The organism is Enterococcus sp. DIV0802b (assembly GCF_050543535.1).
GTDB classification, from domain to species: Bacteria; Bacillota; Bacilli; order Lactobacillales; family Enterococcaceae; genus Enterococcus_D; species Enterococcus_D entomosocium.
The window spans coordinates 749,480-773,846 of sequence record NZ_CP172941.1; the positions used below are offsets into that span (position 1 = coordinate 749,480).

The following is a 24,367-nucleotide window of genomic DNA, read 5'->3' on the forward strand; positions in this document are numbered from 1 at the left end:
TTTAAGGATGGTGCCTATTGGTATCATCCTTTTTTAATCTTTAGCGATTGTCATTGAATTTGCTAAAAAAACATGGTTAAATGAAAAAGCTGAAACAGAACGAAGGAAGGAGCTTTTGCGTGAAAAAAATTCTGCGCTTTTTCATGTGGGTGGCGATTGTCCTGATCGGACTCTTAGCTGCCGTTTTTCTGGCTTTTCAACTCTCCCCACGACCGGGGGCTTTTTTGATCGGTCATATGTTTAACCAAGAAGTGACCATCAAGGATGAGGCGGCTTATCAAAAAAGTTTGCCGAATGTGACGGTCAAACAGGACTTGGCTTATCAATCGGATTATCAACGCAGTACCTTTGATCTTTATTATCCCAAAGATGCACAAGGCCCTGTTCCAGTCATTTTTTGGGTCCATGGGGGCGGATATGTCGGGGGAGACAAAGAAGGCGTCAAAGAATTTGCGACCTATGTCGTCGATGAAACCAAAGCCGCTGTGATTTCGATTAATTATGAATGGGCGCCAAGTTTGCATTATCCGGGACAGGTCAAACAATTAGCCCAAGCGGTAGACTCGATCAAAGCAGATGCCCAAGCATACCCCATGCTTGATTTCGATCAACTCTTCTTCGGTGGAGATTCTGCAGGTGCCCAAATTGCCGGGCAATATGTGGCGCTGCAAACCAATCCAGCGTATGCGAAGGAAATGTCCTTTGATCAAGACATTCCTGCATCGGCCCTGAAAGGGTTTATTTCCTATTGCGGCCCCCTTGATTTGAAGCAGATCGTTGGAACTTCTTCGGATGATCGTTTTATGAAATTCTTTGTTAAAACGGTGGCTTGGTCGTTATTAGGCAAAAAAGAATGGCAAGATAGTCCCCAACTGCAGGAGATCTCACTGGTGGATAAATTGACGGCTGATTTTCCACCAACGTATATCACTGATGGCAACGCCTATTCCTTTGAAGACCAAGGCATTGCCTTTGCCAACCAGCTGCAAGCTCTTGATATTCCCGTGACAAGTCGTTTTTACAAAGGGGATTCGGAAACAGTGACCCACGAATACCAATTTGATTATAGCTTGCCGCAAGCACAGGAATGTTTGACAGAAACGTTGACCTTTATCAAAGACCAGCTGGCTAACTAAAAACACCTTGTTTCTCACCCTCTATTGGCGAGAAACAAGGTGTTTATTTGTAAGCAAATCAATCAAGTCCGATGAAGTAGTCATCGTCTTTCATCGCTTCAACGGAACCAAGCAGATACCCGTTCCCAACTTGTGAGAAGAAGTCGTGATTGCTGGTACCAGTTGAAATACCGTTCATGACGATTGGATTGACATCGTTGGCGGTGTCTGGGAAAAGCGGGTCTTGTCCTAGATTCATCAAAGCCTTATTGGCATTGTAACGCAAGAAGGTTTTGACTTCCTCGGTCCAGCCAATCTCATCGTATAATTCTTCGGTATAACGTTCTTCGTTTTCATACAACTCATACAACAAGTCGTACATCCAGTCTTTCAGCTTTTGCTGTTCGTCTTCTGGTAATTCGTTGAAACCTAATTGGAATTTGTAGCCGATATACGTGCCATGAACGGATTCGTCACGAATGATCAATTTGATGATCTCCGCTACGTTCGCTAGTTTGTTATTACCTAAGTAGTAAAGGGGTGTATAGAAACCTGAATAGAATAAGAAGGTCTCTAGAAACACACTGGCGATTTTTTTCTCTAGCGGTGTCCCATTTTTGTAAATCTCATTGATTCGTTCGGCTTTCTTTTGTAAGTAAGGATTGGTATTGGTCCATTCAAAAATATCGGCGATCTCCGCTTTTGTATTCAAGGTGCTGAAAATCGATGAATAGCTTTTTGCATGGACAGATTCCATAAATTGGATGTTGTTCAAGACCGCTTCTTCATGTGGGGTGCGGACATCTTTACGCAGTTGATCCATACCGCTTTCTGATTGAACGGTATCTAATAAGGTCAAGCCGCCAAAGACGTAGCCCACCGTCGTTTTTTCTAATGGTGATAGCGTCCGCCAATCATCAAGGTCATTTGATAAAGGGATCCGCGTATCTAACCAGAATTGCTCTGTTAATTTTTCCCAAGTGGATTTATCGATGATATCTTCGATCTCATTCCAGTTGATTGCTTCATAGTAAGTCTTACCCATAGTCGGTTCCTCCAATAATCGTATCAAGACAACAGCCGACCCGCTCTCAAGAAAGAGCAGGGGTAGGCTATTGGTTCGTTTTCAGGCAAAAGTTGGATTAGATGACACAGCTTTCACATTGGTTGCTGCCGATCTCTTCTGCATCATCTGTAAAGGTCCGTACATAGTAGATCGATTTGATCCCTTTGTGGAAAGCATAGTGACGCAAGATGTTCAAATCACGGGTGGTTTGTTTTGTCGTTTCTTTCCATTCGTAAAGACCTTCTGGAATATCTGAACGCATAAACAAGGTCATACTCATCCCTTGATCGACGTGTTTTTGAGCAGTTGCGTAAACATCGATCACTTTGCGCATATCCATATCGTAGGCTGATTTGTAGTAGCCGATCGTCTCATTGCTCAAGTAAGGTGCTGGATAATAGATCTTGCCGATTTTCTTTTCTTGGCGTTCTTCGATCATCCGAGTGATCGGGTGGATGCTGGCACTCGTATCATTGATATAAGAGATCGAACCATTTGGTGCAACGGCTAAGCGGTTTTGGTGATACAAGCCGGTTTCTTTGACGGTTTGTGCCAAGGCTGCCCAATCTTCACCAGTTGGTAAAAAGACGCCTTCAAACAATGCTTTGACTTTTTCCGATTTTGGTTGGTAGTCACCTTGGATATAATCAGTGAAGTAGCTGCCATCTGCATAAGCTGATTTTTCAAAGTTATGGAAAACTTCGCCTTTTTCTTTGGCGATGGCATTGCTTTCAACCAATGTCCAATAGTTCAACAACATGAAATAAAGATCAGTAAATTCAAGGGATTCTGGTGAACCGTATTCCATTTGATTTTTTGCAAAATAGGTATGCAAGCCCATTGCGCCTAAACCGATCGTGTGGTTCAAGGCATTCCCATTTTGGATCGATGGTACCACGTCAATGTCAGACGCATCAGTAACGAAGGTCAAGGCACGAGTCATTGCTCGAACAGATTTCCCAAAGTCAGGGCTGTCCATCAAGTTCACGATATTGGTGGAACCTAAGTTACAGCTGATATCTGTTCCTAAAACCTCGTATTCTTGCTTGCCGTTGATCTCAGATGGTGCTTGAACTTGAAGGATCTCGGAACAAAGATTACTCATGATGATCTTGCCATCGATTGGGTTGCTGCGGTTTGCTGTATCGATATTAATGATATAAGGATAACCAGATTCTTGTTGCAATTTAGAAATTTCATTTTCTAAATCGCGAGCTCTGATTTTAGTCTTGCGAATCCGTGGATTCATGACTAAGTTGTCGTATTCCTTGGTGATATCGACATAAGAAAAGGGTACGCCATATTCTTTTTCGACACTGTAGGGACTAAAGAGATACATCTCTTCATTTTTACGCGTCAATTCGTAAAATTTGTCAGGTACGATCACACCTAATGATAAGGTTTTGACACGGATTTTTTCATCTGCATTTTCTTTTTTCGCTGATAAAAAGCTGATGATGTCTGGGTGGAAGACGTTCAAGTAGACCACGCCAGCCCCTTGCCGTTGACCCAATTGGTTTGAGTAGCTGAAGCTATCTTCAAACAATTTCATTACAGGCATCACACCACTTGCTGCACCTTCGTAGCCTTTGATAGGCGCGCCAGCTTCCCGCAAGTTTGATAATGTGATCCCGACACCGCCGCCGATCCGTGAAAGTTGCAGCGCGGAGTTGATCCCACGACCGATCGCGTTCATGTCATCAGTGATTTGGATCAAGAAACAAGAAACTAATTCACCGCGACGTTTGCGTCCTGCGTTCAAGAAAGAAGGGGTTGCTGGTTGGTAACGTTGGTAGATCATTTCATCTGCCAAGCTCATGGCTAACTCTTCATTCCCATCCGCAAAGTAAAGGGCGTTGAACGCCACCCGATCTTCGTAACGCTCAAGATACGCGGTACCATCATTCGTTTTTAATGCATATTGTGAATAAAACTTGTAAGCAGCCATAAATGATTTGAAAGTAAAGTGTTGCTCATCTAAGAATTGATACAAGTCCTCAATAAAAGCAGGACGGTACTTTTTGATAAATTCTTCTTCTAAATAATCATTTTCAATCAAATAATTGATTTTGTCCATTGCAGTCGCAAAGGTTAAGGTATTTGGTTCAACGTTTTCTTTAAAGAATGCCGCTAGGGCTTCTTTGTCTTTATTTAATGGAATTTGACCATCTACTGGACGGTTGATCTCATTATTCAATTTGAAATAACTGACATCTTTGATTTCTTTCAAGCTCATAAATGGCTAACCTCTTTTCTTGTTTTGTTCGTATAAAAAAGGACTTGCGGTCTGGACGACTGACAAATCCCTCAAAAGCATCACATTGAGAAAAATCTTAGCTCGCTAATTGACGTAGTTGATCTGGACGGAAACCGATGATCGTTTGCGCATCAGAGGTAATGACTGGCACACTTTGAAATCCTTGTTCTTTCAAAAATTCTAATGCTTCAGGCTCATTATCGATATTGATTTCTTCAAAGGCAATCTGATTTTCACTTAAAAAGCGTTTCGCCATTTTACATTGCATGCAGTTGTTTTTAGAAAATAGTTTGATATTCATAATTGTTTCCTCCGAGTTGTAATAGTTATAAACCTAGTATAAATAAGTCACGGAGAAAGTCAACGAAAAAACACTATATCTTGTGCTTGTGAATTCGGCATACACAATTTATAGTGTTTCTGTGTTTTTTATGCAAATGAAAAAAGCGGAAAATACTTAGAATTACAAGGTTTTTGCGTAATTATTAGAGGGGATATGCAATCAAAATGAGTAAAAAAAATCTCCATTGTGAAGGAAGATTCAAAGTTAAGTCGAAAACAGATTGACTTCCTATGAAAATGGCTCTATTATAATGATAATCATTCTCAATTAAAGTAGGTTAATTAAAAAACACTTCACAAAAGGAGTAAGAACCAATGAAAATGGCGCAAACTTGGGCTTCTGGGACATACAAAATCGACTCGTTGGCAACAACCAAAGAAATCACGGTTCATTTAAACGATCTTGGCATTCGCACGGGGGTTGAAATCGTTGTGGTGCAAAAAGATCGCAAAGGCGGCATCATTTTGCACCAAGGGACGCGGATTGCTTTAGATGCACGGGTCATGGAACAAATCGATGTCACAGAAATCCAGCAGCAAACGGTCATTACCTCTTTGGATCAGCTGCAAGTTGGTGAAAGCGGGAAGGTCAATCAGATTGGTGCAAAAGGTGCTTTGCGCCGTCGTTTGATGGATATGGGGCTTACGAAAAACGTTCATTTGGAAGTAGTGAAACTGGCTCCATTGGGTGATCCAATGGAGATTCGGCTCCGCGGCTATGAATTGTCTTTGAGAAAGCAAGAAGCAGCGTTGGTTTTTATCGAAAAAGGAGTCGAAGCTTGATGACCTATCAATTTGCATTAGCAGGAAATCCCAATAGCGGGAAAACAAGTACTTTCAATCAATTGACTGGTGCCAAACAAACAGTGGGCAATTGGCCGGGTGTCACCGTAGAACGTAAAGCGGGGCGACTGCGAAAAGACCGGCACGTGCTGATCCAAGATCTGCCCGGGATCTATTCCTTGTCGCCTTATACGCCGGAAGAACTGATTTCCCGCAATTATTTGATGGAAGCATCGCTGGATGCGGTGATCAATATTATTGACGGAACTAATCTTGAGCGAAATCTGTATTTAACATTGCAATTATTAGAAATGAATGTTCCGACTGTGGCAGCCATCAACATGATCGATCTATTAAAGAAAAAAGGCTTGCAGATCAACTTCGAAAAATTGGCTTACGGATTAGGGATTCCTGTAGTGGGGATCAGTGCTTTGAAACAACGTGGTTTAGCCAAAATGATCGAGGCAGCGAAGCACGCAGTCAACACACAACAGCTCCCTCCCCGCTACGATGATCGTTTAGAAGCTGGCTTGACCGAGATCATGGCGATTTTGCCAGAGACGATCCCTCAGCAGCAAAAACGCTGGTTTGCCATAAAACTCTTTGAAAAAGATGAAGCGATTCAAGCAATGTGTAAACTGACTGATTCCCAGCAAGCAGTCCTTCAGGAGACGATTTCGATTTTAGAGATGATCTTTAAAGACAGCAGTGACGCCATTCTCGTTAATGAGCGCTATGGCTTCATTGAAGAATTGTTGGCGCTGGCAGTCATCAAGGAAACAGATCAGCACTTAGCCCTCAGCGACAAAATCGACCGCGTGTTGACTCATCGCGTATTGGCACTACCGATTTTTGCCTTCATTATGTGGGGAATCTACTATTTATCGATTCAGACGATTGGCACGATCGGCACTGATTGGGTCAATGATGTATTATTTGGCAGCTGGATTCCCGAAACAGCAGCGCATTGGCTAGAACAGCTGCAGGTCGCCCAGTGGCTACAAGAACTGATTTTGGATGGCATTGTGGCTGGGGTCGGTGCGGTTTTAGGCTTTTTGCCGCAGATTTTCGTGTTGTTTTTTTGCTTGGCTATCTTGGAGGACTGTGGATACATGGCACGGGTGGCATTTGTCATGGACAGACTGTTTCGCAAGTTTGGTCTATCTGGCAAGTCGTTTATCCCCATGTTGATTGCTACAGGTTGCGGCGTGCCGGGGGTGATGGCAAGCCGAACGATTGAAAACGAAAAGGATCGTCGGTTGACGGTGATGGTCACGACCTTTATGCCTTGTTCTGCCAAATTGCCGATCATTGCATTGATTTCGGGTGCCTTTTTCCCTCATTATAGTTGGGTCGCACCATCGGCCTATTTTGTCGGCATGGGCGCTGTGATTTTTTCAGGGATCGTCTTGAAAAAAACGCCGCTTTTTGCAGGTGATCTGGCACCATTCATTATGGAACTGCCAGCGTATCACTTGCCGCAGCTCACAACGATTTTGAAAAGTGCCTGTGATCGAGCCGTTGCTTTTGTAAAAAAAGCCGGTACGATAATTTTTGTAGCTTGTATCTTTGTCTGGTTTACCTCCAGCTACAGCTTTACCTTGCAGCGGGTCAGTGAAGACCAAAGCATTTTGGCCTTTTTCGGTCGACTTTTGGCGCCCCTCTTCGCTCCCCTAGGCTGGGGAACTTGGCGAGGCGCCGTGGCGACGATCACTGGCTTGGTGGCCAAAGAAAATGTGATCGGCACATTCGGGATTCTCTACGGACAAACCGGTGAGTTGTCAGAAAGTGGGACGGAGATTTGGCAAGTGTTGCGCGGCGATTACACTGCTGTGGCGGCATACTCTTTCCTCGTCTTTAATTTACTATGTGCCCCCTGTTTTGCTGCCATCGGTGCGATCCACCGTGAAATGGGGGACAGCAAGTGGACGTGGTTAGCCATTGGCTATCAATGCGGCTTGGCGTACTGCGCCAGTTTTCTGGTCTACCAATTCGGACACGTCATCTTTGAAGGCGGACACCTCACGCTAGGTGTTTTTGCGGCAATAGTCATTGCTGGTCTATTAGTATTTGCTCTGGTGAAGAAACCATTCCGAGGGAGTGCGCCCTTGATCCAAGTCGTAGGAGGCGAAAAATGATTGCTACAGTAATTCTAAGCGGACTGATTTTTGGCTATGGCGGTCGTGTGGTGTACCGCATGGTGAAAAAGGATCATTGTTCTGATTGCCACAGCAGTTGTCCCGTGAAGCATGAGGAAGCAAAGTAGAAAATAGCGGTTGTAAGTAAAAATTCGTGTGAAAACACCTACGGGTAGAAATACAATTGAAACGGTAGATCTATAGCCATGAATAGAGTGTTTGCTTTAAGAAGTTCTTAGTTTATTTAAGAGCTTCTTTTTTTTATTGTGGGTGCAAGCAAAGGATCTGTCCATTTTTGGTTCATTTTTTCCTTGATAGAATAAGTTTTGTGAACTGCTCAAGAAGGTTATCGAGAAAAACTGGAGGCTAGCAAAAAAAATAGGCAGTATTCCTGGTCTTTTTGAGAAGAGCAGTTCACTTAATCTGGAAGCGTGTACAAATATGTGGTCGCAAATCGTCTATTCAGGTCAGAACTTTTCACTTATAGTGTGTGTATAGGAATTATCTCGAGAAATTCTTTTACTAAAACCTAAAGAAATTTTTTTAGAAAGGAAATCGTCGTTTGCAAACTACATTATTAACAAAAGAAAACATTTTACTTCAGCAAGACAGTACCAGTTGGCAAGAAGCAATCAAAAAAGCTGCCCAGCCGTTATTGAGGAATGGCAGCGTTTCAAAACAGTATGTCGAAGCGATGATTCAATCCGTCTTAGATGCCGGGCCGTATATCGTGCTTATGCCTGGGTTTGCTTTGGCCCATGCCCGATCAGAAGATGGGGTTTGTCGTTTAGGACTAAGTGCGATGACCTTAAATACCCCCATCTCATTTGGTTCGCCCAATGATCCAGTGAAAGTCATTTTCTGTTTGGCAGCGATAGACCCGACCAGTCATTTGGAACTGATGAGTGAGTTAGCAGAGGTTTTAGCAAGGGACAATATCATTGATCGTTTAGCAAATGTGGAGACACCAGAAGCATTTATACAACTATTAGAAGAAACGAGGAGTTAAGATGGGATTCTTTCAAAAAAAGAAAAATGATGCATCGATCCAATCAGATGCAAAACCTAAGGCGAGTAATGGCAAGAAATTTTTGATAGCGGTTGCATGCCGTGCTGGGATGGGGAGTTCAACGCTGCTTCACATAAAGGTAAAATCAGTGATTGAAGAAAACGGCTATCCCATTGAAACGATTCATGGAAATCTAGACGTTCTCATTGGTTTTACGGGTGATGCCTTTATGAGTATGGCAGATATCGCAGCGGAACCTGATTTTCAAAACAAACCTTATGAAGTCATAGGCATTCAAAATATTATGAGTAAAGAAGAGATCCAAGGAAAACTAGAAACATTTCTTGAAACGATGCAAACAAAATAAATTGATGGAGCGAGGAATAAATTGAATGGCAATTTTAGTAATGAACCAATTCAGAAATACTGCTGTGTTGCTAATGATTTTAGCTTTGATCGGGTTACTTGCACAAAGAAAGCCTGCGAAGGAGACCCTGAGCGGTGTCCTCAAAGTGGGCATTGGGTTTATGATTTTTAATATTGGTGGTGGTCATGTAGGAACGATTGCTGCAAATTTCGCCACGTTGTTTCAGACCGCATTTGGTGTTCAAGGGACGGTTCTGGCAGTAGAGCCTGCTACAGCGTTAGCTATGGATGTATATGGTTTTGAAATATCAATGATTATGGGGCTAGGGTTCATATTCGGATTAGTTATTGCGAAATTGACGCCTTTAAAATCAATTTTTTTAACCGGTCAGCATTATCTTTTCTTTGCTGCTGTCATTGGGTTGATTTTTATTTCGAATGGTATGCCCACTTGGGTAACAGTTATCTTTGGTTCTTTGGTACTAGGTTTTGCAGGAGCAGGGTTGCCCAAATTGGCTCAGAAATATACAGATGAGCTGACAGGTAATGCAGGGGTTGCACTAGGTCACTTTAACTTAATTTTTTACTGGTTCTCAGGTGTCATCGGCAGTGTCATTGGCGGGAAAAATTGGCAAGCAAAGAAAGAGAAAGCAGCCAATCGCGAGCTTCCTGATTTCTTCTCCGTATTCCGAGATTTTGTCTTCTCTGTTGCATTTTTCATGATTATTCTTTTCTACATTGCAACGATCGCAGCAGTTTTAAGTGGTCATATGGATGTCGTTCAAGAAATGGCTGGCAACGACTTATGGTTCTTGTATCCGTTGATTCAAGGGTTGCAATTTGCGGCGGGTATGTCTGTACTGATTTATGGTGTGCGTCAATTTATTGCTGAATTAACGGCTGCCTTCGTGGCGATCTCTGAAAAATATATCCCGGGATCAATGCCGGCAGTAGATGTTCCTGTGTTTTTCCAATATGCGCCAACCATGGTTCCTGTCGGCTTTATTACCTCGTTTATAGGTGGCTTAACAGCGACGTTTGCCATGGCTGCTATGGGTTCTCCCGTTGTACTTTTGCCAGCAGCTGGGATTGCTTTTTTCTCGGGTGGAACAATGGGTGTCTTTGGTTCAATAAGAGGCGGGTTGAAAGGGGCGATCATCGCATCCTTCTTAGGCGGTATTTTGCTGACTGCATTGCCTTTGGTGCTTTTCCCAGCTTTTTCTGAATTAGGCATCACAGACGCTGGATTTCCTCAAATCGACTACAATATTATCGGAATTTTACTAGATAAAATCTTAAAACTATTTAGTTAAACAGTATGATTAGCAAGGAGAAAGGTGGATACCATTTCTCCTTGCTATAAGGAAGGAAAATCTGTATTGAATGAAAAAAACGTTTTGTTTGCATATAGTACGAATTTAAAAGCCCAAAGCGATGCTCAATTTTATCGGCTTGAAGAAGAAGAAGTCTATCAACAGATGGTGAAGGCCAAAGAACTTATTCTCCATGCAGAAAAAAATCATAAGCGTGTTCATGTAACAGGCGTGGGAAAATGTTCCTATGTAGCAGGCTATGCAGCTTCACTTTTCTCATCTGTCGGCACGCCAACCTATTTTTTAGACACAACCGAAACTGTGCACGGATCGGCAGGACAAGTCGTGGCTGGCGATGTAGTGATTGCGATAAGTAATAGTGGGAACACCAAAGAATTAGAATATGCACTTGCTGCCTTAAAAGCAAATGGCGCTGTAATTTTAGCGGTAACAGGAAATGAAGATTCTTCCCTAGCTTCCTGTGCTGAAGTCACATTGTCTTCTTATGTTTCCCAAGAAGGGGACTCTTTGAATAAACCGCCACGTTCCTCTGTGATTGCCCAAATGATCCAGCTGCAGATTCTGTCGGTGTTGCTGCAAGAAGCAAAAGAAATCAAGTTAGAAGATTACCTTAAATGGCATCCAGGGGGAAGCTTAGGAGCAACGACAAAAAAGGAGCTTACGCAATGAAAATCAGAGGAATTATACCAGCAACGGTCACACCATTAAATGAGAACGGCATCAATGAAGAGGGCACCAGAAAGCTTGTAAGTCATTTGATTGCTGGTGGTGTCCACGGGTTGTTTATTTTAGGAACCAATGGCGAATTTCATACCTTAAGCAAAGAAGAGAAAATCCAGTTTGCAAAAATCGTTGTCGATGAAGTATCGGGCAGAGTACCAGTATTTGCAGGTGCCGGAGATATCGCAACGAATAAAGTGATTGAGTTAGTAAATGAGTTTGCAAAAATCGGCGTTGATGCTGCTTCCATCATTACGCCGTATCTTTTGAAGTATACCGATGAGGAGTTGATCCATCACTACCGAATGATTGCTGAGCAAACGACACTACCAATCATTTTGTACAATATTCCGCCAAATACTAGAAATTTCATCAATCGTCATGTTTTCTCGGAATTACTCAAAATTGATTCGATCATTGGGATAAAAGATTCAAGCGGTGATCTAGAAAACTTCAAGGGCTATCTTGAATTAAATCATCGAGAGGATTTCTCTTTGCTGATGGGAAGCGACTCTAAGATTTTAGAAGCATTACAGTTAGGAGCAGATGGCTCTGTGGCTTCAACCGCAAATGTTGTGACGAAAACAGATGTGGCGATCTATGAACAATTTGTAGCTGGAAACATAGAACAAGCGCGGCAAGCACAAGTAAGTATTGATGATTTTAGAGAAGCCTGCAAATGCTCAACGATTCCGTCTGGGCTGAAATACTGTTTGCGGGCAATCGGACAGGATGTTGGGTTACCGAAACTGCCTGTTCTAGATCTTACGAAAGAAGAAAAGCAGCAGGTAGATCAAGTGCTTCAAAAATATGTACAAGCGGAAGGATTTACATTGAAAGTAGAACAGTAGGCTGCAGAAATGGGGGAACATTGATGGTAAAAATTGACTATAGGACGAGAAAGATGATGATGGCTCTGATTGAAAAACCGACCATCAGTTACGATTATCTTCAGCGGAATTATTCTATGAACCGCACTCAAATAGAGTATACCATTGATAAAATCAACCAGTTTCTATCTGCCCAAAAACTACCACTTAGCGTGAATAAGGAAAGTGTGATTCGACTGCCTGAAAAAAGCAAGGAATATTTGTTGGAGTCATTTTTACGTGAGCGTATGTTTAAGTATTATGAGATGAGTTCAAAAGAACGAGGAAAATATATCTTTTTGACGCTCTTTTACTACGAGAAAGACTATCTGTCGGTCAATCATTTTTTAGATGCGTTAAAAATCGGCAAAACAACCTTTATGAGTGATCTGCGCAAATTACAAGCGGAATTACATGGGTACGATATTTCAATCAGTTACTCGAGAAAAGAGGGGTATCACTTAGCAGGTGATGAACTGATGATTCGTTACGCTTTATTTCGAATGATTTTGGAAGATGTGACTAGCAAGGACGATGATTTTATTTACCGTTACTTTATTCATAACGAACGAATACAATTGGCGGATGAGCAGGACACCTATCTTTCTCTTCTTTTAGAAAAACATGCGATAGAGTTAGTTGAAAATAGATTGATTGAATTGAACTATATCCTTATTTTTTTATACCCAAGAATGGGCTTGAATGAATTTAATCTAAAGCCCTTTTCTAATGATCATGAGTTAGTAAAAATGAAGGAGTACCGCTTTGCTGAAGAAGTTTTAGAAAACGCAGGGGTGATGAATAGTATAGAAAAGAACTATCTCTGTGGGTGGGTCCTGGGAATGGCATTAGGGAATGAAAAGGAATGGCTTCAAGGAAATTTGGTCATCATTGACTTGGTAGAAAGAATCGTCGAGCGATTTGAATTGCTTTCAGGTATTCGTTTCAAGGATAAACACTCTGTCATCAAGCAATTATATAGTCATTTTCGACCGACCTATTTCCGAATGCTGTTTCGATTACCGATCATCAATCCTATGCAGGAGAAAATTTTTGAAAAATATAATGACCTTTATCAGATCGTAAAAGAAACCTTGAGACCAATCAGTGATAGCTTTGATTCAAAGCTTCCAGATGAAGAAGTAGCCTTTTTAACAATGCACTTTGCGCTTTTGATCAGGAATTCTGAAGAATATATGGTGCAACAAAAAGTGGGGGTCGTTGTTTGCCCAAATGGTATTGGAAGCTCAGCAATCATTTACAATGAATTAAAGGAAATCTTTCCCTCTTTTATCTTATTGGGACCGATTGAAACAAGCGAACTGCATTCATTTGATCAGTCTTACGATATCATTTTTACGACAAAACCCAACTTTCAACTTTATCCGTTAAAAAAACCGATTTTTGTAGTAAACCCGATCATGTCTTACGAGGAACGAACCCAGTTGTTTTTAGATGTCAAATTCGAAACCAGTACAAGTATAAAGCCCAATACTGTTACGATCGACGGCTTGATGCAGGTTATTCAACAATATTCAACGGTTACCAGCGAGTCAGCTCTGCGGCATCATCTAGAGAAATTTGTACAAGAGTCCTGCTCGCCAACGGCATCTATCATGTCTCAAAAAGAGAAAAAGCCAAAAGAACCTGCAATGCTGTTGGATATGATGCGTCCAGAATTGATACAATTAAACAAAAAAGCCAGAACGTGGGAAGAGGCCTTTTATCTCGCAGCCAATCCATTGATTGAAAGAAAGATCATCACTAGAAATTACATCGATTCGATCATTCAACAAACCAGATCAGAAGGTGCTTATATGGTGATAGTCGATCAAGTTGCCTTACCGCATACGGTTCCTGAAGCAGGTGCAAAAAAACTTGGCATGGGATTGACAACGTTAGAATCTGAAGTATATGTCTTAGGAACGATTCCTGTAAAGTACATCTTTACTCTTTCTGCGTTAGACAGCAAGCAGCATCTAAATGCGATGACTCAGTTTATTACCCTTATTGAATCCAAAGACTTTTTTCGAGAATTAGAAAAACATGAATGTCCGGAAACAGCTTATCACTGGTTTGCAGAGATTTTACGTACTGCTGTTGTATAAATTTTTTCGAAAAAACTGTAAGTATTATAGAATAAAGCATATACTCTTTGGTCTTTATTGAGAGAAGCGTGCGAAGGGGAGTAATTTGCCTTCATCGTTTGCTGCTGTTCATCCGAAAGCGAGGGATGTCATCCAGAACTGTTAACAGCCGAAGGATTATCTAATGATACTAATTTATGCCGGTTGAGGTTAGTCCAGTTCTACAAGAAAGATTCATTCGGAAATCAGCTACCATAGAAGTGGAGAAACAGTTCGATCACGATCGGGCTGTTTTTTATGCTTTATGAAATGACCTGTTAAGGGGCTAAAAAGTATAGTATAATTATTTAATAAAAAGATATTATTTAGTGAATGTTGTGCGAAAGGGAATAGAAGCACTCTCTTTCGATTGTAATAGAATAAAAATTTGGGAAAAAGGACATTGAAAGGGTGGGTTCATGAGACAGCAACGAAGACAGGAACATCAGAAACGCCAGCGGATCATTGCTGGGTTAAGTGTAGCATTATTGGCAATCACATTCGGAGTGATTTATCTAGTGATTCAAGCGACAAGCATCCCCGAACAGCGTCTTACAGCAGAATCGACAAAACCGACTAAGCCAATGCAAGAATCAAGTAGTTCTACCGAAACAAAGCCAGAAGTAAAAACCATCACAGTGACAGCTAGTGGCGATATGCTTTATCATACACCTGTTTATTTAAGCGCTTACGATGGAAAGCGTTATGATTTTGACAATGATTTTGAGCAAGTCAAACCGTTAATTGCATCGGCGGATCTTGCTCTTGGTGATTTTGAAGGAACCATCAATCCTAATAAACCGCTTGGCGGTTTTCCCTTATTCAACGCGCCTATCGATGCCGTTGCCAGCATCAAAGATGCGGGCTTTGATGTGATCGATCTTGCTCATAATCATATCTTAGATACGGGAATCGAAGGAGTCAAAACAACGGCGGCTGCTTTTCACGATCAAGGGTTGGCAACGATTGGTGTCACGGTCGACAATAGTGGAATTTTGGTCAAAGAAGTCAACGGGATCAAAGTTGCTCTCTTGGCCTATGCCTATGGCTTCAATGGACTTGAAGAAAGCTTAACTCAAGCAGAGTATGACACCTATTTGAAAGACTTGTCGTTAGATAAAGTGGAAGCAGAGATCAAAGAAGCGGAAAGCTTGGCGGATATCACCATCGTGATGCCTCAGTCTGGTGTCGAGTATTCTTTAGAACCAACGGAAGAACAACAAACTGTTTATCGGAAGATGATTGATTTTGGTGCTGATATTATTTTCGGCGGCCATCCGCATGTAGCAGAACCAACCGAAATCATCGAAAAGGACGGTGAAAAGAAATTTATCATTTATTCAATGGGGAACTTATTGTCGAATCAACGTTATGAAACCGTCAATAACAACTATTGGACCGAACGCGGCGTCATTCCAGAAGTTGAGATCACCAAACAGGGAGCTCGGACCTATTTAAGTAAGATTGCCTTACATCCAACTTGGGTCTCCAAAGAGCCGATCCCTGATCGTACCTATTATGATCCAGAATACGGCGTCTTACAGGCCTTTGATTTTCAAGTTTACTTGGCCGAAGATTATCTACCGGATGGACAATACGCCAAACGTGTTCCTGAAGAAAAACGACAGCGCATAGAAACCGCCTACCATGAAATGCTTGAGCTGTTAGATTTGAAGTGGGAGCAGCAAAAAGAAAATCAAAATGACCAATAAGGCAACCTGACCAACAGGTTGCTTTTTTATTAGCTTTCGAGAAAACGAATCATGAAACGAATGGTGCTCCTTCCAACAAAACATGACAGTAGACTATCATTTATGAACAAAAAATGACACCTCAAACTGATAAAAATAAGTAATAATGTCAACATAAAGCATTCAGAAATGAGTCGGAAAGGATTCAGTAGATGATTTCTGAATAAAAGGGAAAGAAAGCAGGATGTGTCATGAGAATTATTATACTGACGAAAAATATATCATATGAGATTGATTTGCAGCGGGAGTTACAGATTTTGAGTCATGAAGTGTTCGTAGGGAAAAATACAGAAGAGGCGGAATGGTTGATAGAAAGCGCCAAATTATTTGACTGCTTATTTGTCAGTGAAACGATTGCAGATCCAGAATTTTTATTGATCAATCAGGCGTTGGCTCCTTATTATCAAAAACGAATCGTCCGTATCTTGCCAGGGAATATTGAACAAGAAGGTAGGATGGAAAAAGCTGAGAATGCCACGTACCTGAATCGCTCTTTTGTCGAGCTGAGAGAATTTTTGGCTGCACTACCACCAATTAGTCGTAAGTTAGAAAAAGCATCCGTCACGAAAGAATCCTTTCCTAAATTTCTTAGTCTGCAAGAACAGATCTTTTTTAACAATTTAGGAGAAGAGCAATTTATCAATCGAGAAGACCTATGTTGGAAAATTTGGGGAAATGGTGGAACAAACTCAAGAAAATCTCAGTTGTCGATATTAGCGAAACGAATCAATGAAAAATTAGATGAATACGACTACACTGAAAAACGGGTTCGTACCGCTTGGGGCAAAGGCTATATCTTACAATAAAAAGAAAATTGTGTGATCAAAAGAGCATCGAAGCCTTATTTCTCACGAATAGACCTCTTTGTAGCTTCGACTGCTTTTCAGGTAGAAACGACTCTGTTTTCAAATTGAGTCGTTTTTTATATAAAAATATTAGTATTAAATAAATGATGGTATCGAAAATTATGATAATGCTTTTTTTTAGTGTTAAAATAGAGATAATCAGTAATGAAAAGGAATACTACAGGATTTAAAAAGCACTTTGGAGAAACGTGCTGCAGTATCTTTCAGAGGAGGAAATGTCGTGAAGAAGATTGAGTGTGTGATATTTGATTTAGACGGAACCCTATTAGATTCGAGAGAATGCAGCATCAAGGCGACAAAAGCAGCTTTTACAGAGATGGGACTCAAAGTACCGAGTGAGGTAGTCATTGAACATTACATGGGGATACCGATCGAAGAATCGTTTTTTAAAATGTCAGAACAGCCATTGGATCAAGAAACAGCAACGGAACTGATTCGGGTTTTTCGTACCTATTATCAAACATACGAGGAAAGTACCTTGAACGTATTTCCTGAAATTCCCCATGTCCTAGAAATCTTAATGAAACGAAAGGTTCCTTGTTTCGTGGTTTCAAGTAAGAAGACAGCGGTCGTCAAACGAAATTTGGCTGCTCAGAACCTGGTGGCGTTCTTTGAAGAAATCATCGGCTCAGATGCGGTGTCCCACTACAAGCCTCATCCAGAAGGAATCAATAAAGTAGTAACTCAGTATCAGTTTGATCCGTCAAGGACGATCATGGTAGGAGATGCTATTTTTGATATCCAGATGGGCAAAGCAGCCGGTGTCAAAACCATCGCTGTTACCTGGGGCAGCCACGATGCGAAAAAACTTTCCGCTGAAAAACCAGATGCTTTGGCAGAAGCGCCGCAGGATATTTTAGATTATATCTATGCTTGATCTATTTTTACTGATACAGTTTAAAAATCATTTCTATTTTTGATCTGTAGCGTGAAAAATAGAATGGACTGAACGTCTTCTTCCAGCAGTATATTTGAGGTTTCGACCAATGATCGATAGATTCGATTATTGGTTTTTTTTGTTGGTATGGATATGGGGTGTCTATTTACATGAAGCAACAATTTTAGCTATCTGTTGATTTTTGTGGATATTATAGTCATTTTCTTGTCATTAGAGACGATCTAGTTGCATTCGGGCACTACTTTTTAGCAGAAGGGAACGGGGCCGCCTCTTTTTCACTCTTATTTCTTTTATTTAATAAAAAGTAATTATAAGAGAATCTGAAAGGGAAACTATAATAGGCGTAACTGATTTTCTTAATGTGTCTGCATTGGTAAGAGCTAAAGACCCAATCATTTTTAGTGGTTTTTGGACAGCTAAGCTTCAATTAAAAAACCTATCGGAAGAAAATCAAAGCGAGCAGAAGGGATAGCGCTACTTTCACCAAAAAAAAATAGATGTAAAGGAGTAAGGATATGATATCAGAAAATATCAAGGAACCGAAAGACTATTTGTGTTATTCAAAAGAAGTGTTGCTAAGTTTAGGGGTAATGACAGATTTCCCCAAAATTTTTCATTTTTATCAAGAACTCTGCAATGAATTTGAGTACATTTATTATGATCGATCAAAAAATTTATTTGATCAACTCAAAGCACTTCTAGCAATAGATGCGCAGATTCAAATTTTACTGGAACTTTTTGAAAATAGTAGAACAAACCTATGCAAAGAGTTTTGTATGGATGAGCATGAAATTATTTGTATGATCAAAAATGATAAAAAATCTTATTATCGCGAGCTTACAGGTCAAAAAAACAATCAAGTACCAAAATGGAGTTTAATTTATTTAAGTGAGGAGTAAGCATATTTTAGGATAATTCAACCATCTCAAGAAAGAACACATGGAGCAATAACGCGATGAACACAGGAGTAGAGGAATAGAAAGAGGGATCACAATAACAGAATCCCATCTTATGATCTAGTAAAATAGTCTAGCGCACTTTCCTTGTGATTTGTTATACTAATTCTAAGGAGCTGATCTTGACACCTTGTGTTCGGCAAGTACGTTCATGTGAGCGCTTTATTGATTGAGTGAGAAAAGAGGGAATGATTTGACGAAAAAAATTGTCTTTTTAGATGTAGATGGAACATTATGTGATGATGCTGGAAATGTACCAGAAAGTGCACGCCAAGCGATCACAGCGGCACATAAGAAAGGCCATGAATTTTTCTTATGTACCGGTCGTTCAAAGGCCGAAATTACAGAAGACGTGTTGGCACTGCCCCTAAGTGGGATGATTGGTGCCGGCGGCGGTTATTGTGAGGTGCATAATGAGGTGATTTTGCACAAAGTTTTTGAAAAAGAAGCTTTATTAAGATTGATTGATTTCTTAAAAGAAAACCAAATCGAGTATTACTTGGAATCGAACCAAGGTTTATTTGCAAGTACCAATCTAAGAAATCGTTTGCTGGAGATCGTCTTAGCAGGTGAGTCTGTTGAAAGTGAAGCAGGAAAACAACGCGTTCAAACTATTCAGTGGTTCCTTGATTTACTGATTGAGGACGAAGCGAAAATCGATTACGATGACGTGAACAAAGTTTCCTTCATCAATCATTCCATTCCTTATGAACAGGTCCATGACCAATACCACGAACAATTCCAAATGATTCGAAGTACGGTACCTGTTTTTGGCAAAGATAGCGGCGAGATCGGCATCAAGAATATCCACAAGAAAACAGCCATCGATTTTCTCTTGAACCATCTAGGGATCGATAACAAAGATACCTTGGCGTTTGGTGACGGCCATAATGATGTCGAAATGTTTGAAGCTGTTGCGACGGGAATTGCAATGGGCAATGCCTGTGAACAGCTATTGGCAGTAGCTGACGAGGTGACGGCTCGACCAGAAGACGGCGGGATTGCGCAAGCGCTCCAAAAGCACGGCCTCGTGTAGCTACTAAAAAACATGATTAGCACATGCTTTTTTATGCTAGTCAGGTTTCATAGCAACAAAGTTCAGAAGACCTGTAAAGTGATCGACAGAGTAGTTTTTTGCTTCATTCTTGTGAAGAAGACTCTGATTAGAAAGAAGTACTATCAGTGACTATACAACATACAATAGGTAAAAGGGGACAGAAGCCGAATTCTGGGCCTCTTTTTTTATTTCTAGATAAGATTTAACTGGGGACAAGACATGCACCCCAACTTTGGAAGCGGATACGTTATAATTTAGATACAATCAAACTTGGCCAAGGGAGATTAAAAAAATGGATAATAATCGATTGAATTTCATTTATAAGTTAAATCATATTGTGAACGAAAATGAAGTAGGGACGGTTGAATTTGAACTTGCTAAATTTTTCTTAGAGAACTTCAAAAGCGTGACTCGCTGGAACATTTATCAGATTGCAGAAGAGCAGCATGTATCACGGGCCTCCATTCGACGATTTGCGAAACAATTGGGCTACGAGAACTTTTTAGATATGAAAAAAAACGCGGAAACTTTTGATGATGGAATCAATGAATTTCTAAAGTTTTACGGCTACTCTGATTTTTTGCCTAAGCTTCAAGCCAATATTACTTCGCTAATGGAAGAATTAAGTCTGCGGTTTAATACACAAGAAGTCGATCGTCTTGTCCGATTAATCAATGATAGCCGGGAAGTTATGATTTTGTGTTCAAGCAATATTACTGGTAGTGTAAAAACTTTCCAGCAGCGAATGGTTATCTTTGGTAAAAGAATTACTTTATTAACATCAAAGAGCGATCTGACATTAGCCTTGGAACATTGCCAAGATCCCTTGATCATTGTTTTTTCGCTATCGGGTCTCTTCGTCTCTTCTATGCTTGAAATACTAAAAGAGGTCAAGGCACCAACGATTTTGTTTACAAATAATAGAAACCCGATCTATAACCGCTATTTTGATAAATTGTATCATTTAAGTTCACAAACACATGAGAAAGAAATCACTGAGCTGCTTTACTATACGTATGGCATTGATTTCGTACTTGATCTACTATTCAATGGTTATTTACTTAAATTTAAGAGAGAAGGCAATGGGCATGCATTATAAAGATAAACCACTATTTCCAAAGGATTTTTTATGGGGCGCTTCAAGTGCGGCGTGGCAAGTTGAAGGGGCTGTAGCAGAAGATGGGCGTTCAACTGCGATCATCGACTTAAACAGCAAAAAGAAAAAGCCCTATACAGATAATTCGATTGCCGCTGATCATTACCATAAATACAAAGAAGATGTCCAATTAATGGCTGATGCGGGCTTTACTTCATATCGCTTTTCGATTGCTTGGCCTAGGATCTATCCTGATAATTCAGGGGTGCCCAATCAATTAGGCATTGACTTTTACAATCAGCTGATTGATGAATTAGTTGAACATGGCATTACTCCAATCGTCACTTTGTATCACTACGATATGCCAGTCTGGGTTGACGAAGAATTTAATGGTTGGTACGACCGAGGCATCATTGATGCATTTGACCAATATGTTAGAACCTGTTTTGAGTCATTCGGCGATCGTGTGAAATACTGGCTGGCAATTAATGAGCAAAACATGCAAATTGTCTATGGAGACTGGTTAGGAGTATGCAAATACCCAGAGACTTGGTTTGAAGATAAGTGGAAAGTCAATCATATTATGAACCTATGTCATGCAAAAGCGGTGATTGCGTGTCATGAATTGGTTGAAGACGGCAAGATCGGCCCGGTTCCTGGGATGGTTCCGTTTTATCCTGAGTCAGCAAAACCAGCAGATCAGATTGCAGCGATGAATGCAGAAGAACTGACGGAAAAAATCTGGAATGATTTTAATGCAAATCGTGAATACAATGGTTTTATTAAACGTTATTGGAAAGAAAATAATATTGATCCCGATATTCGCCCTGGGGATATGGAATTGGTTGCACAAGCAAAAATCGACTTTTTCGGCATCAACTGTTACCGTAGCAACGTAGCGAAGGAGTCACCAGTGGCATCCGATCATCAAGAAATTGGGTTGAACAAATCGGGGAAAAAAGGGGAATTTGTTTACCCAAATTATCCAGGGATTTTTGCGCAAACGGTCAATCCTTTTGTCGAGACAACCGATTGGGATTGGGAGATCGATCCAGTTGCTATGCGTTACTTGTTACGCTATATGGAAGACCACTATCATTTACCAATGGTGATTACTGAGAATGGCTACGGGGCGCATGAGACGCTGGGTGAGGATGGACAAGTACATGATCAAGAACGAATCGATTTTTTAAATGATCAGATTTATCAAGTCGGATTGGCGATTGAAGATGGCGCAAAAGTCTTTGGTTATAATCCATGGTCCTTTACTGATCTTTTGAGTACAGGCAATGGGATGGCGAAGCGATATGGACTTGTCTATATCAATACAACTGATGAAGACTTACTGGATTTACGTAGAATCCCGAAAGATTCTTACTATTGGTATAAAGAAGTGATCCAATCAAATGGTCAAACGTTAGCACGTCCAAAAGGATGAGAAATGAGCGATAGAAGAAAGAGCTTCTATCGCTCCAAAAACTACTTTAATGAAAGCGGTTTATAAAATAAAGTGAGGATGAATCACTATGTCAAACTATCATGAACTGGTTGCGTATATTATAAAAAATATCGGAGGAATCGAAAATGTTCAAACAGTCAATCACTGTGCTACTAGGCTTCGTCTACAGCTAAGTGATCCGACCGCTTTTGATGACAAACAATTAAAAGAAAACAAACTCATTTTGGGCACAGTGAGAAGAGGACATGAAGTTCAACTGATCATCGGTCCGGATGTGCCAAAAGTGTATGCAATTTTTACAGAAGAGCGAAATCAAATGAATGGTCAGGCGAAGGAGGAACGAAAAACGAAGCGCACCCTCAAAGACTACGGCTTACTGATTGTCGATTTTATCAGTGGAACCTTCGTTCCGGTTCTGCCCGTATTGGTAGCTGCTGGGCTGGTATCGGCGGTATTGAATATTGGTGTGACCTTTTTCGGACTTGCAGCTGACAGCGGGACCTACACGATTTTAAATGCCATCAACGATGCGGGTTTTTATTTTCTGCCGATTTATATTGGGTATAGTGCTGCTAGAAAACTTGGTATCAATGGTTTGATGGGTATGTTCCTAGGTGCGATCCTCGTCCACTCATTGATCAATGGCGTGGAAGGATTGAATTTCTTAGGAATCGTTATCCCAACGATGAGCTATAATACAACGACTATTCCCGTAATATTTGGTGTTTTGTTTATGGCGGTAATGGATCGAATCGGGGATAAGTGTATTCCGCAATCGATCAAGTATTTCGTCAAGCCATTATTAGTTATTTTAATTACAGTGCCTGTCACATTAATTGTATTAGGGCCAATTGGAAATGCAGTGGGCGGATACATTGCTAGTGGGTTGAGCTTTTTATACGACAAACTCGGTTGGTTTTCAGTTGGTGTCTTAGGAGCAATGACTCCGCTATTGGTCATGACCGGCACCAATCAAGCGTTGTTCCCCTTGGTCTTTGCTATGTTAGGGGACTACGGCTATGATTCATTTGTTATGCCGGCTATGCTAGCAGCTAACGTTGCCGTGGGTGCATCAGCCTTAGCTATTTCTTATACAGAAAAAAATACTGAAAAACGAGCATTGGCTCTTTCTTCAGGACTGACTGGTGTGATGGGGATCACCGAGCCGGCTATTTTTGGCATCTTGATCAACTATCGAAGTGCTTTTATAGGAGCGATTCTAGGTGGTGCAGTAGGTGGGATCATGGCAGGGTTTGTTCAACTAAAACAATATGCAGTTGTTTCACCAGGTCTGGTTGCGATCCCGACTTTTATCCCGACAGATGGTTCTGGATTCAATAGCAATTTTTGGTTTGCAATTGTCGTCATTCTTCTAGCTGTATGCGTTTCTTTTACTACAACGATTCTCTTAGAACGAAAAAGAGTTCAAGCAAGTCAAATGAGTAAAGCCGAAGATGCTTTGAAAGTCAACAGTCCAATATCGGGAAGCGTTATTTCCCTTGAGACAGTCAAGGACCCGATGTTTTCGGAAAAAATGATGGGGGACGGAGTGGCGATCATTCCTTCTGATGAGACCATAGTCGCTCCTTTTGATAGTTATGTGATTATGACTACACCCACCAAGCATGCGATTGGCTTAAGAGGTGAAAATGGGGTCGAACTTTTGATCCACATCGGGATTGACACGGTTCATTTAGATGGAAAAGGATTTACTCTTTATGTAGCTGAAAATCAATACGTTAAAGCTGGAGAAAAACTGATTTCTTTTGACGAAAAAGAAATCAGTGCAGCAGGCTATGATCTAACGATCCCCATCATTGTCACAAACACAGCTGATCATGAACCATTTGCTCAGACGATACAGCAAAAAGTAAATAGCAGCGATTATTTATTTTCAGTTCAATAATGGGTTCCCAATCATTTCTTTTTCAAGCTTCTTAACGCAGACATCAACTATACCTTCAAGTGAAAGCCCTGTCCTGAATTTTCGGCAGGGCTTTTTTATTTGATGTCCTTTCTTTGTCTCTACCAATGAATTGTATCGAAAAAATCCAGAATATTTCGAAAAATACCATTGCTTATTTATGGCAAAACCATTAGTATTATTAGAAAAACTGATGGTGAATCGATGATAAAGCGTGGCTTTAACAGTGAGAAAG

At 40.8% G+C, this 24,367-nt stretch carries 21 protein-coding genes; 18 read left to right on the forward strand and 3 right to left on the reverse strand.

Annotation, left to right across the window (positions count from 1 at the left end; genetic code table 11):
- Nucleotides 1–80: 80 nt before the first annotated feature.
- Nucleotides 81–1,136 (forward strand): alpha/beta hydrolase fold domain-containing protein, encoded by a 1,056-nt coding sequence (locus tag IGJ12_RS03440; RefSeq protein WP_430619352.1) that lies wholly within the window; start codon nucleotides 81–83, stop codon nucleotides 1,134–1,136.
- Between the two features lie 58 nt (nucleotides 1,137–1,194).
- On the opposite strand, the gene nrdF is transcribed toward IGJ12_RS03440, so the two are convergent.
- The 3 genes from nrdF to nrdH form a co-directional block, all read right to left on the reverse strand.
- Nucleotides 1,195–2,160, reverse strand: coding sequence for a class 1b ribonucleoside-diphosphate reductase subunit beta (gene nrdF, locus IGJ12_RS03445; protein ID WP_005225180.1), 966 nt, complete (start codon nucleotides 2,158–2,160; stop codon nucleotides 1,195–1,197).
- A 97-nt stretch (nucleotides 2,161–2,257) separates the two neighbouring features.
- Complete coding sequence (nrdE, locus tag IGJ12_RS03450; RefSeq protein WP_008377092.1) at nucleotides 2,258–4,417, reverse strand: class 1b ribonucleoside-diphosphate reductase subunit alpha; 2,160 nt, start codon at nucleotides 4,415–4,417, stop codon at nucleotides 2,258–2,260.
- A 97-nt stretch (nucleotides 4,418–4,514) separates the two neighbouring features.
- Complete coding sequence (nrdH, locus tag IGJ12_RS03455) at nucleotides 4,515–4,739, reverse strand: glutaredoxin-like protein NrdH (RefSeq protein WP_005225182.1); 225 nt, start codon at nucleotides 4,737–4,739, stop codon at nucleotides 4,515–4,517.
- 356 nt (nucleotides 4,740–5,095) lie between these two features.
- Between nrdH and IGJ12_RS03460 the strand changes: the two genes are divergently transcribed.
- The 17 genes from IGJ12_RS03460 to IGJ12_RS03540 all read left to right on the forward strand — a co-directional run bounded on the left by IGJ12_RS03460 (nucleotide 5,096) and on the right by IGJ12_RS03540 (nucleotide 24,114).
- Complete coding sequence (locus IGJ12_RS03460; RefSeq protein ID WP_005237467.1) at nucleotides 5,096–5,563, forward strand: FeoA family protein; 468 nt, start codon at nucleotides 5,096–5,098, stop codon at nucleotides 5,561–5,563.
- Entirely contained in the window at nucleotides 5,563–7,701 is a 2,139-nt protein-coding gene (gene feoB / locus IGJ12_RS03465) for a ferrous iron transport protein B (RefSeq protein WP_429947436.1), read from the forward strand. Before IGJ12_RS03460 ends, feoB begins: the two co-directional genes overlap by 1 nt.
- Nucleotides 7,698–7,829 carry a hypothetical protein gene (locus IGJ12_RS03470; RefSeq protein WP_005237465.1) on the forward strand — a complete coding sequence of 44 codons (132 nt, stop codon included), beginning with the start codon at nucleotides 7,698–7,700 and terminating at the stop codon, nucleotides 7,827–7,829. The genes feoB and IGJ12_RS03470 overlap by 4 nt, the downstream gene beginning before the upstream one ends.
- A 434-nt stretch (nucleotides 7,830–8,263) precedes the next feature.
- On the forward strand, nucleotides 8,264–8,710 hold the full coding sequence (locus IGJ12_RS03475) for a PTS sugar transporter subunit IIA (RefSeq protein ID WP_016611962.1): 447 nt from the start codon (nucleotides 8,264–8,266) through the stop codon (nucleotides 8,708–8,710).
- A 1-nt stretch (nucleotide 8,711) separates the two neighbouring features.
- Nucleotides 8,712–9,077, forward strand: a complete 366-nt coding sequence (locus tag IGJ12_RS03480; RefSeq protein WP_005237463.1) for a PTS sugar transporter subunit IIB — start codon at nucleotides 8,712–8,714, stop codon at nucleotides 9,075–9,077.
- 25 nt (nucleotides 9,078–9,102) lie between these two features.
- Nucleotides 9,103–10,389: a PTS ascorbate transporter subunit IIC gene (locus IGJ12_RS03485; protein ID WP_016610457.1), complete on the forward strand. Its 1,287-nt coding sequence runs from the start codon at nucleotides 9,103–9,105 to the stop codon at nucleotides 10,387–10,389.
- 24 nt (nucleotides 10,390–10,413) lie between these two features.
- A complete protein-coding gene (locus IGJ12_RS03490) occupies nucleotides 10,414–11,079 on the forward strand; it encodes an SIS domain-containing protein (RefSeq protein ID WP_061053820.1) in 666 nt (221 codons plus the stop codon).
- Nucleotides 11,076–11,981 (forward strand): 4-hydroxy-tetrahydrodipicolinate synthase, encoded by a 906-nt coding sequence (gene dapA, locus IGJ12_RS03495; protein WP_061053821.1) that lies wholly within the window; start codon nucleotides 11,076–11,078, stop codon nucleotides 11,979–11,981. The genes IGJ12_RS03490 and dapA overlap by 4 nt, the downstream gene beginning before the upstream one ends.
- A 23-nt stretch (nucleotides 11,982–12,004) precedes the next feature.
- On the forward strand, nucleotides 12,005–14,107 hold the full coding sequence (locus IGJ12_RS03500; protein WP_430619353.1) for a BglG family transcription antiterminator: 2,103 nt from the start codon (nucleotides 12,005–12,007) through the stop codon (nucleotides 14,105–14,107).
- A gap of 437 nt (nucleotides 14,108–14,544) precedes the next feature.
- The gene (locus tag IGJ12_RS03505) at nucleotides 14,545–15,837 is read left to right on the forward strand and encodes a CapA family protein (protein WP_430619354.1); all 1,293 of its coding nucleotides are present in this window, start codon (nucleotides 14,545–14,547) and stop codon (nucleotides 15,835–15,837) included.
- 230 nt (nucleotides 15,838–16,067) lie between these two features.
- Nucleotides 16,068–16,682, forward strand: coding sequence for a hypothetical protein (locus IGJ12_RS03510; protein WP_005237455.1), 615 nt, complete (start codon nucleotides 16,068–16,070; stop codon nucleotides 16,680–16,682).
- A 280-nt stretch (nucleotides 16,683–16,962) separates the two neighbouring features.
- On the forward strand, nucleotides 16,963–17,619 hold the full coding sequence (locus IGJ12_RS03515) for an HAD family hydrolase (protein WP_034878760.1): 657 nt from the start codon (nucleotides 16,963–16,965) through the stop codon (nucleotides 17,617–17,619).
- Between the two features lie 536 nt (nucleotides 17,620–18,155).
- Entirely contained in the window at nucleotides 18,156–18,539 is a 384-nt protein-coding gene (locus IGJ12_RS03520) for a DUF7006 family protein (RefSeq protein ID WP_005237452.1), read from the forward strand.
- Between the two features lie 250 nt (nucleotides 18,540–18,789).
- Nucleotides 18,790–19,632 carry a Cof-type HAD-IIB family hydrolase gene (locus IGJ12_RS03525; RefSeq protein ID WP_034878757.1) on the forward strand — a complete coding sequence of 281 codons (843 nt, stop codon included), beginning with the start codon at nucleotides 18,790–18,792 and terminating at the stop codon, nucleotides 19,630–19,632.
- A 313-nt stretch (nucleotides 19,633–19,945) separates the two neighbouring features.
- On the forward strand, nucleotides 19,946–20,752 hold the full coding sequence (locus tag IGJ12_RS03530) for a MurR/RpiR family transcriptional regulator (protein ID WP_005237449.1): 807 nt from the start codon (nucleotides 19,946–19,948) through the stop codon (nucleotides 20,750–20,752).
- Nucleotides 20,742–22,187 carry a glycoside hydrolase family 1 protein gene (locus IGJ12_RS03535; RefSeq protein ID WP_005237448.1) on the forward strand — a complete coding sequence of 482 codons (1,446 nt, stop codon included), beginning with the start codon at nucleotides 20,742–20,744 and terminating at the stop codon, nucleotides 22,185–22,187. Before IGJ12_RS03530 ends, IGJ12_RS03535 begins: the two co-directional genes overlap by 11 nt.
- Before the next feature lie 88 nt (nucleotides 22,188–22,275).
- Entirely contained in the window at nucleotides 22,276–24,114 is a 1,839-nt protein-coding gene (locus IGJ12_RS03540; RefSeq protein WP_430619355.1) for a glucose PTS transporter subunit IIA, read from the forward strand.
- The last annotated feature ends 253 nt before the right edge of the window (nucleotides 24,115–24,367 follow it).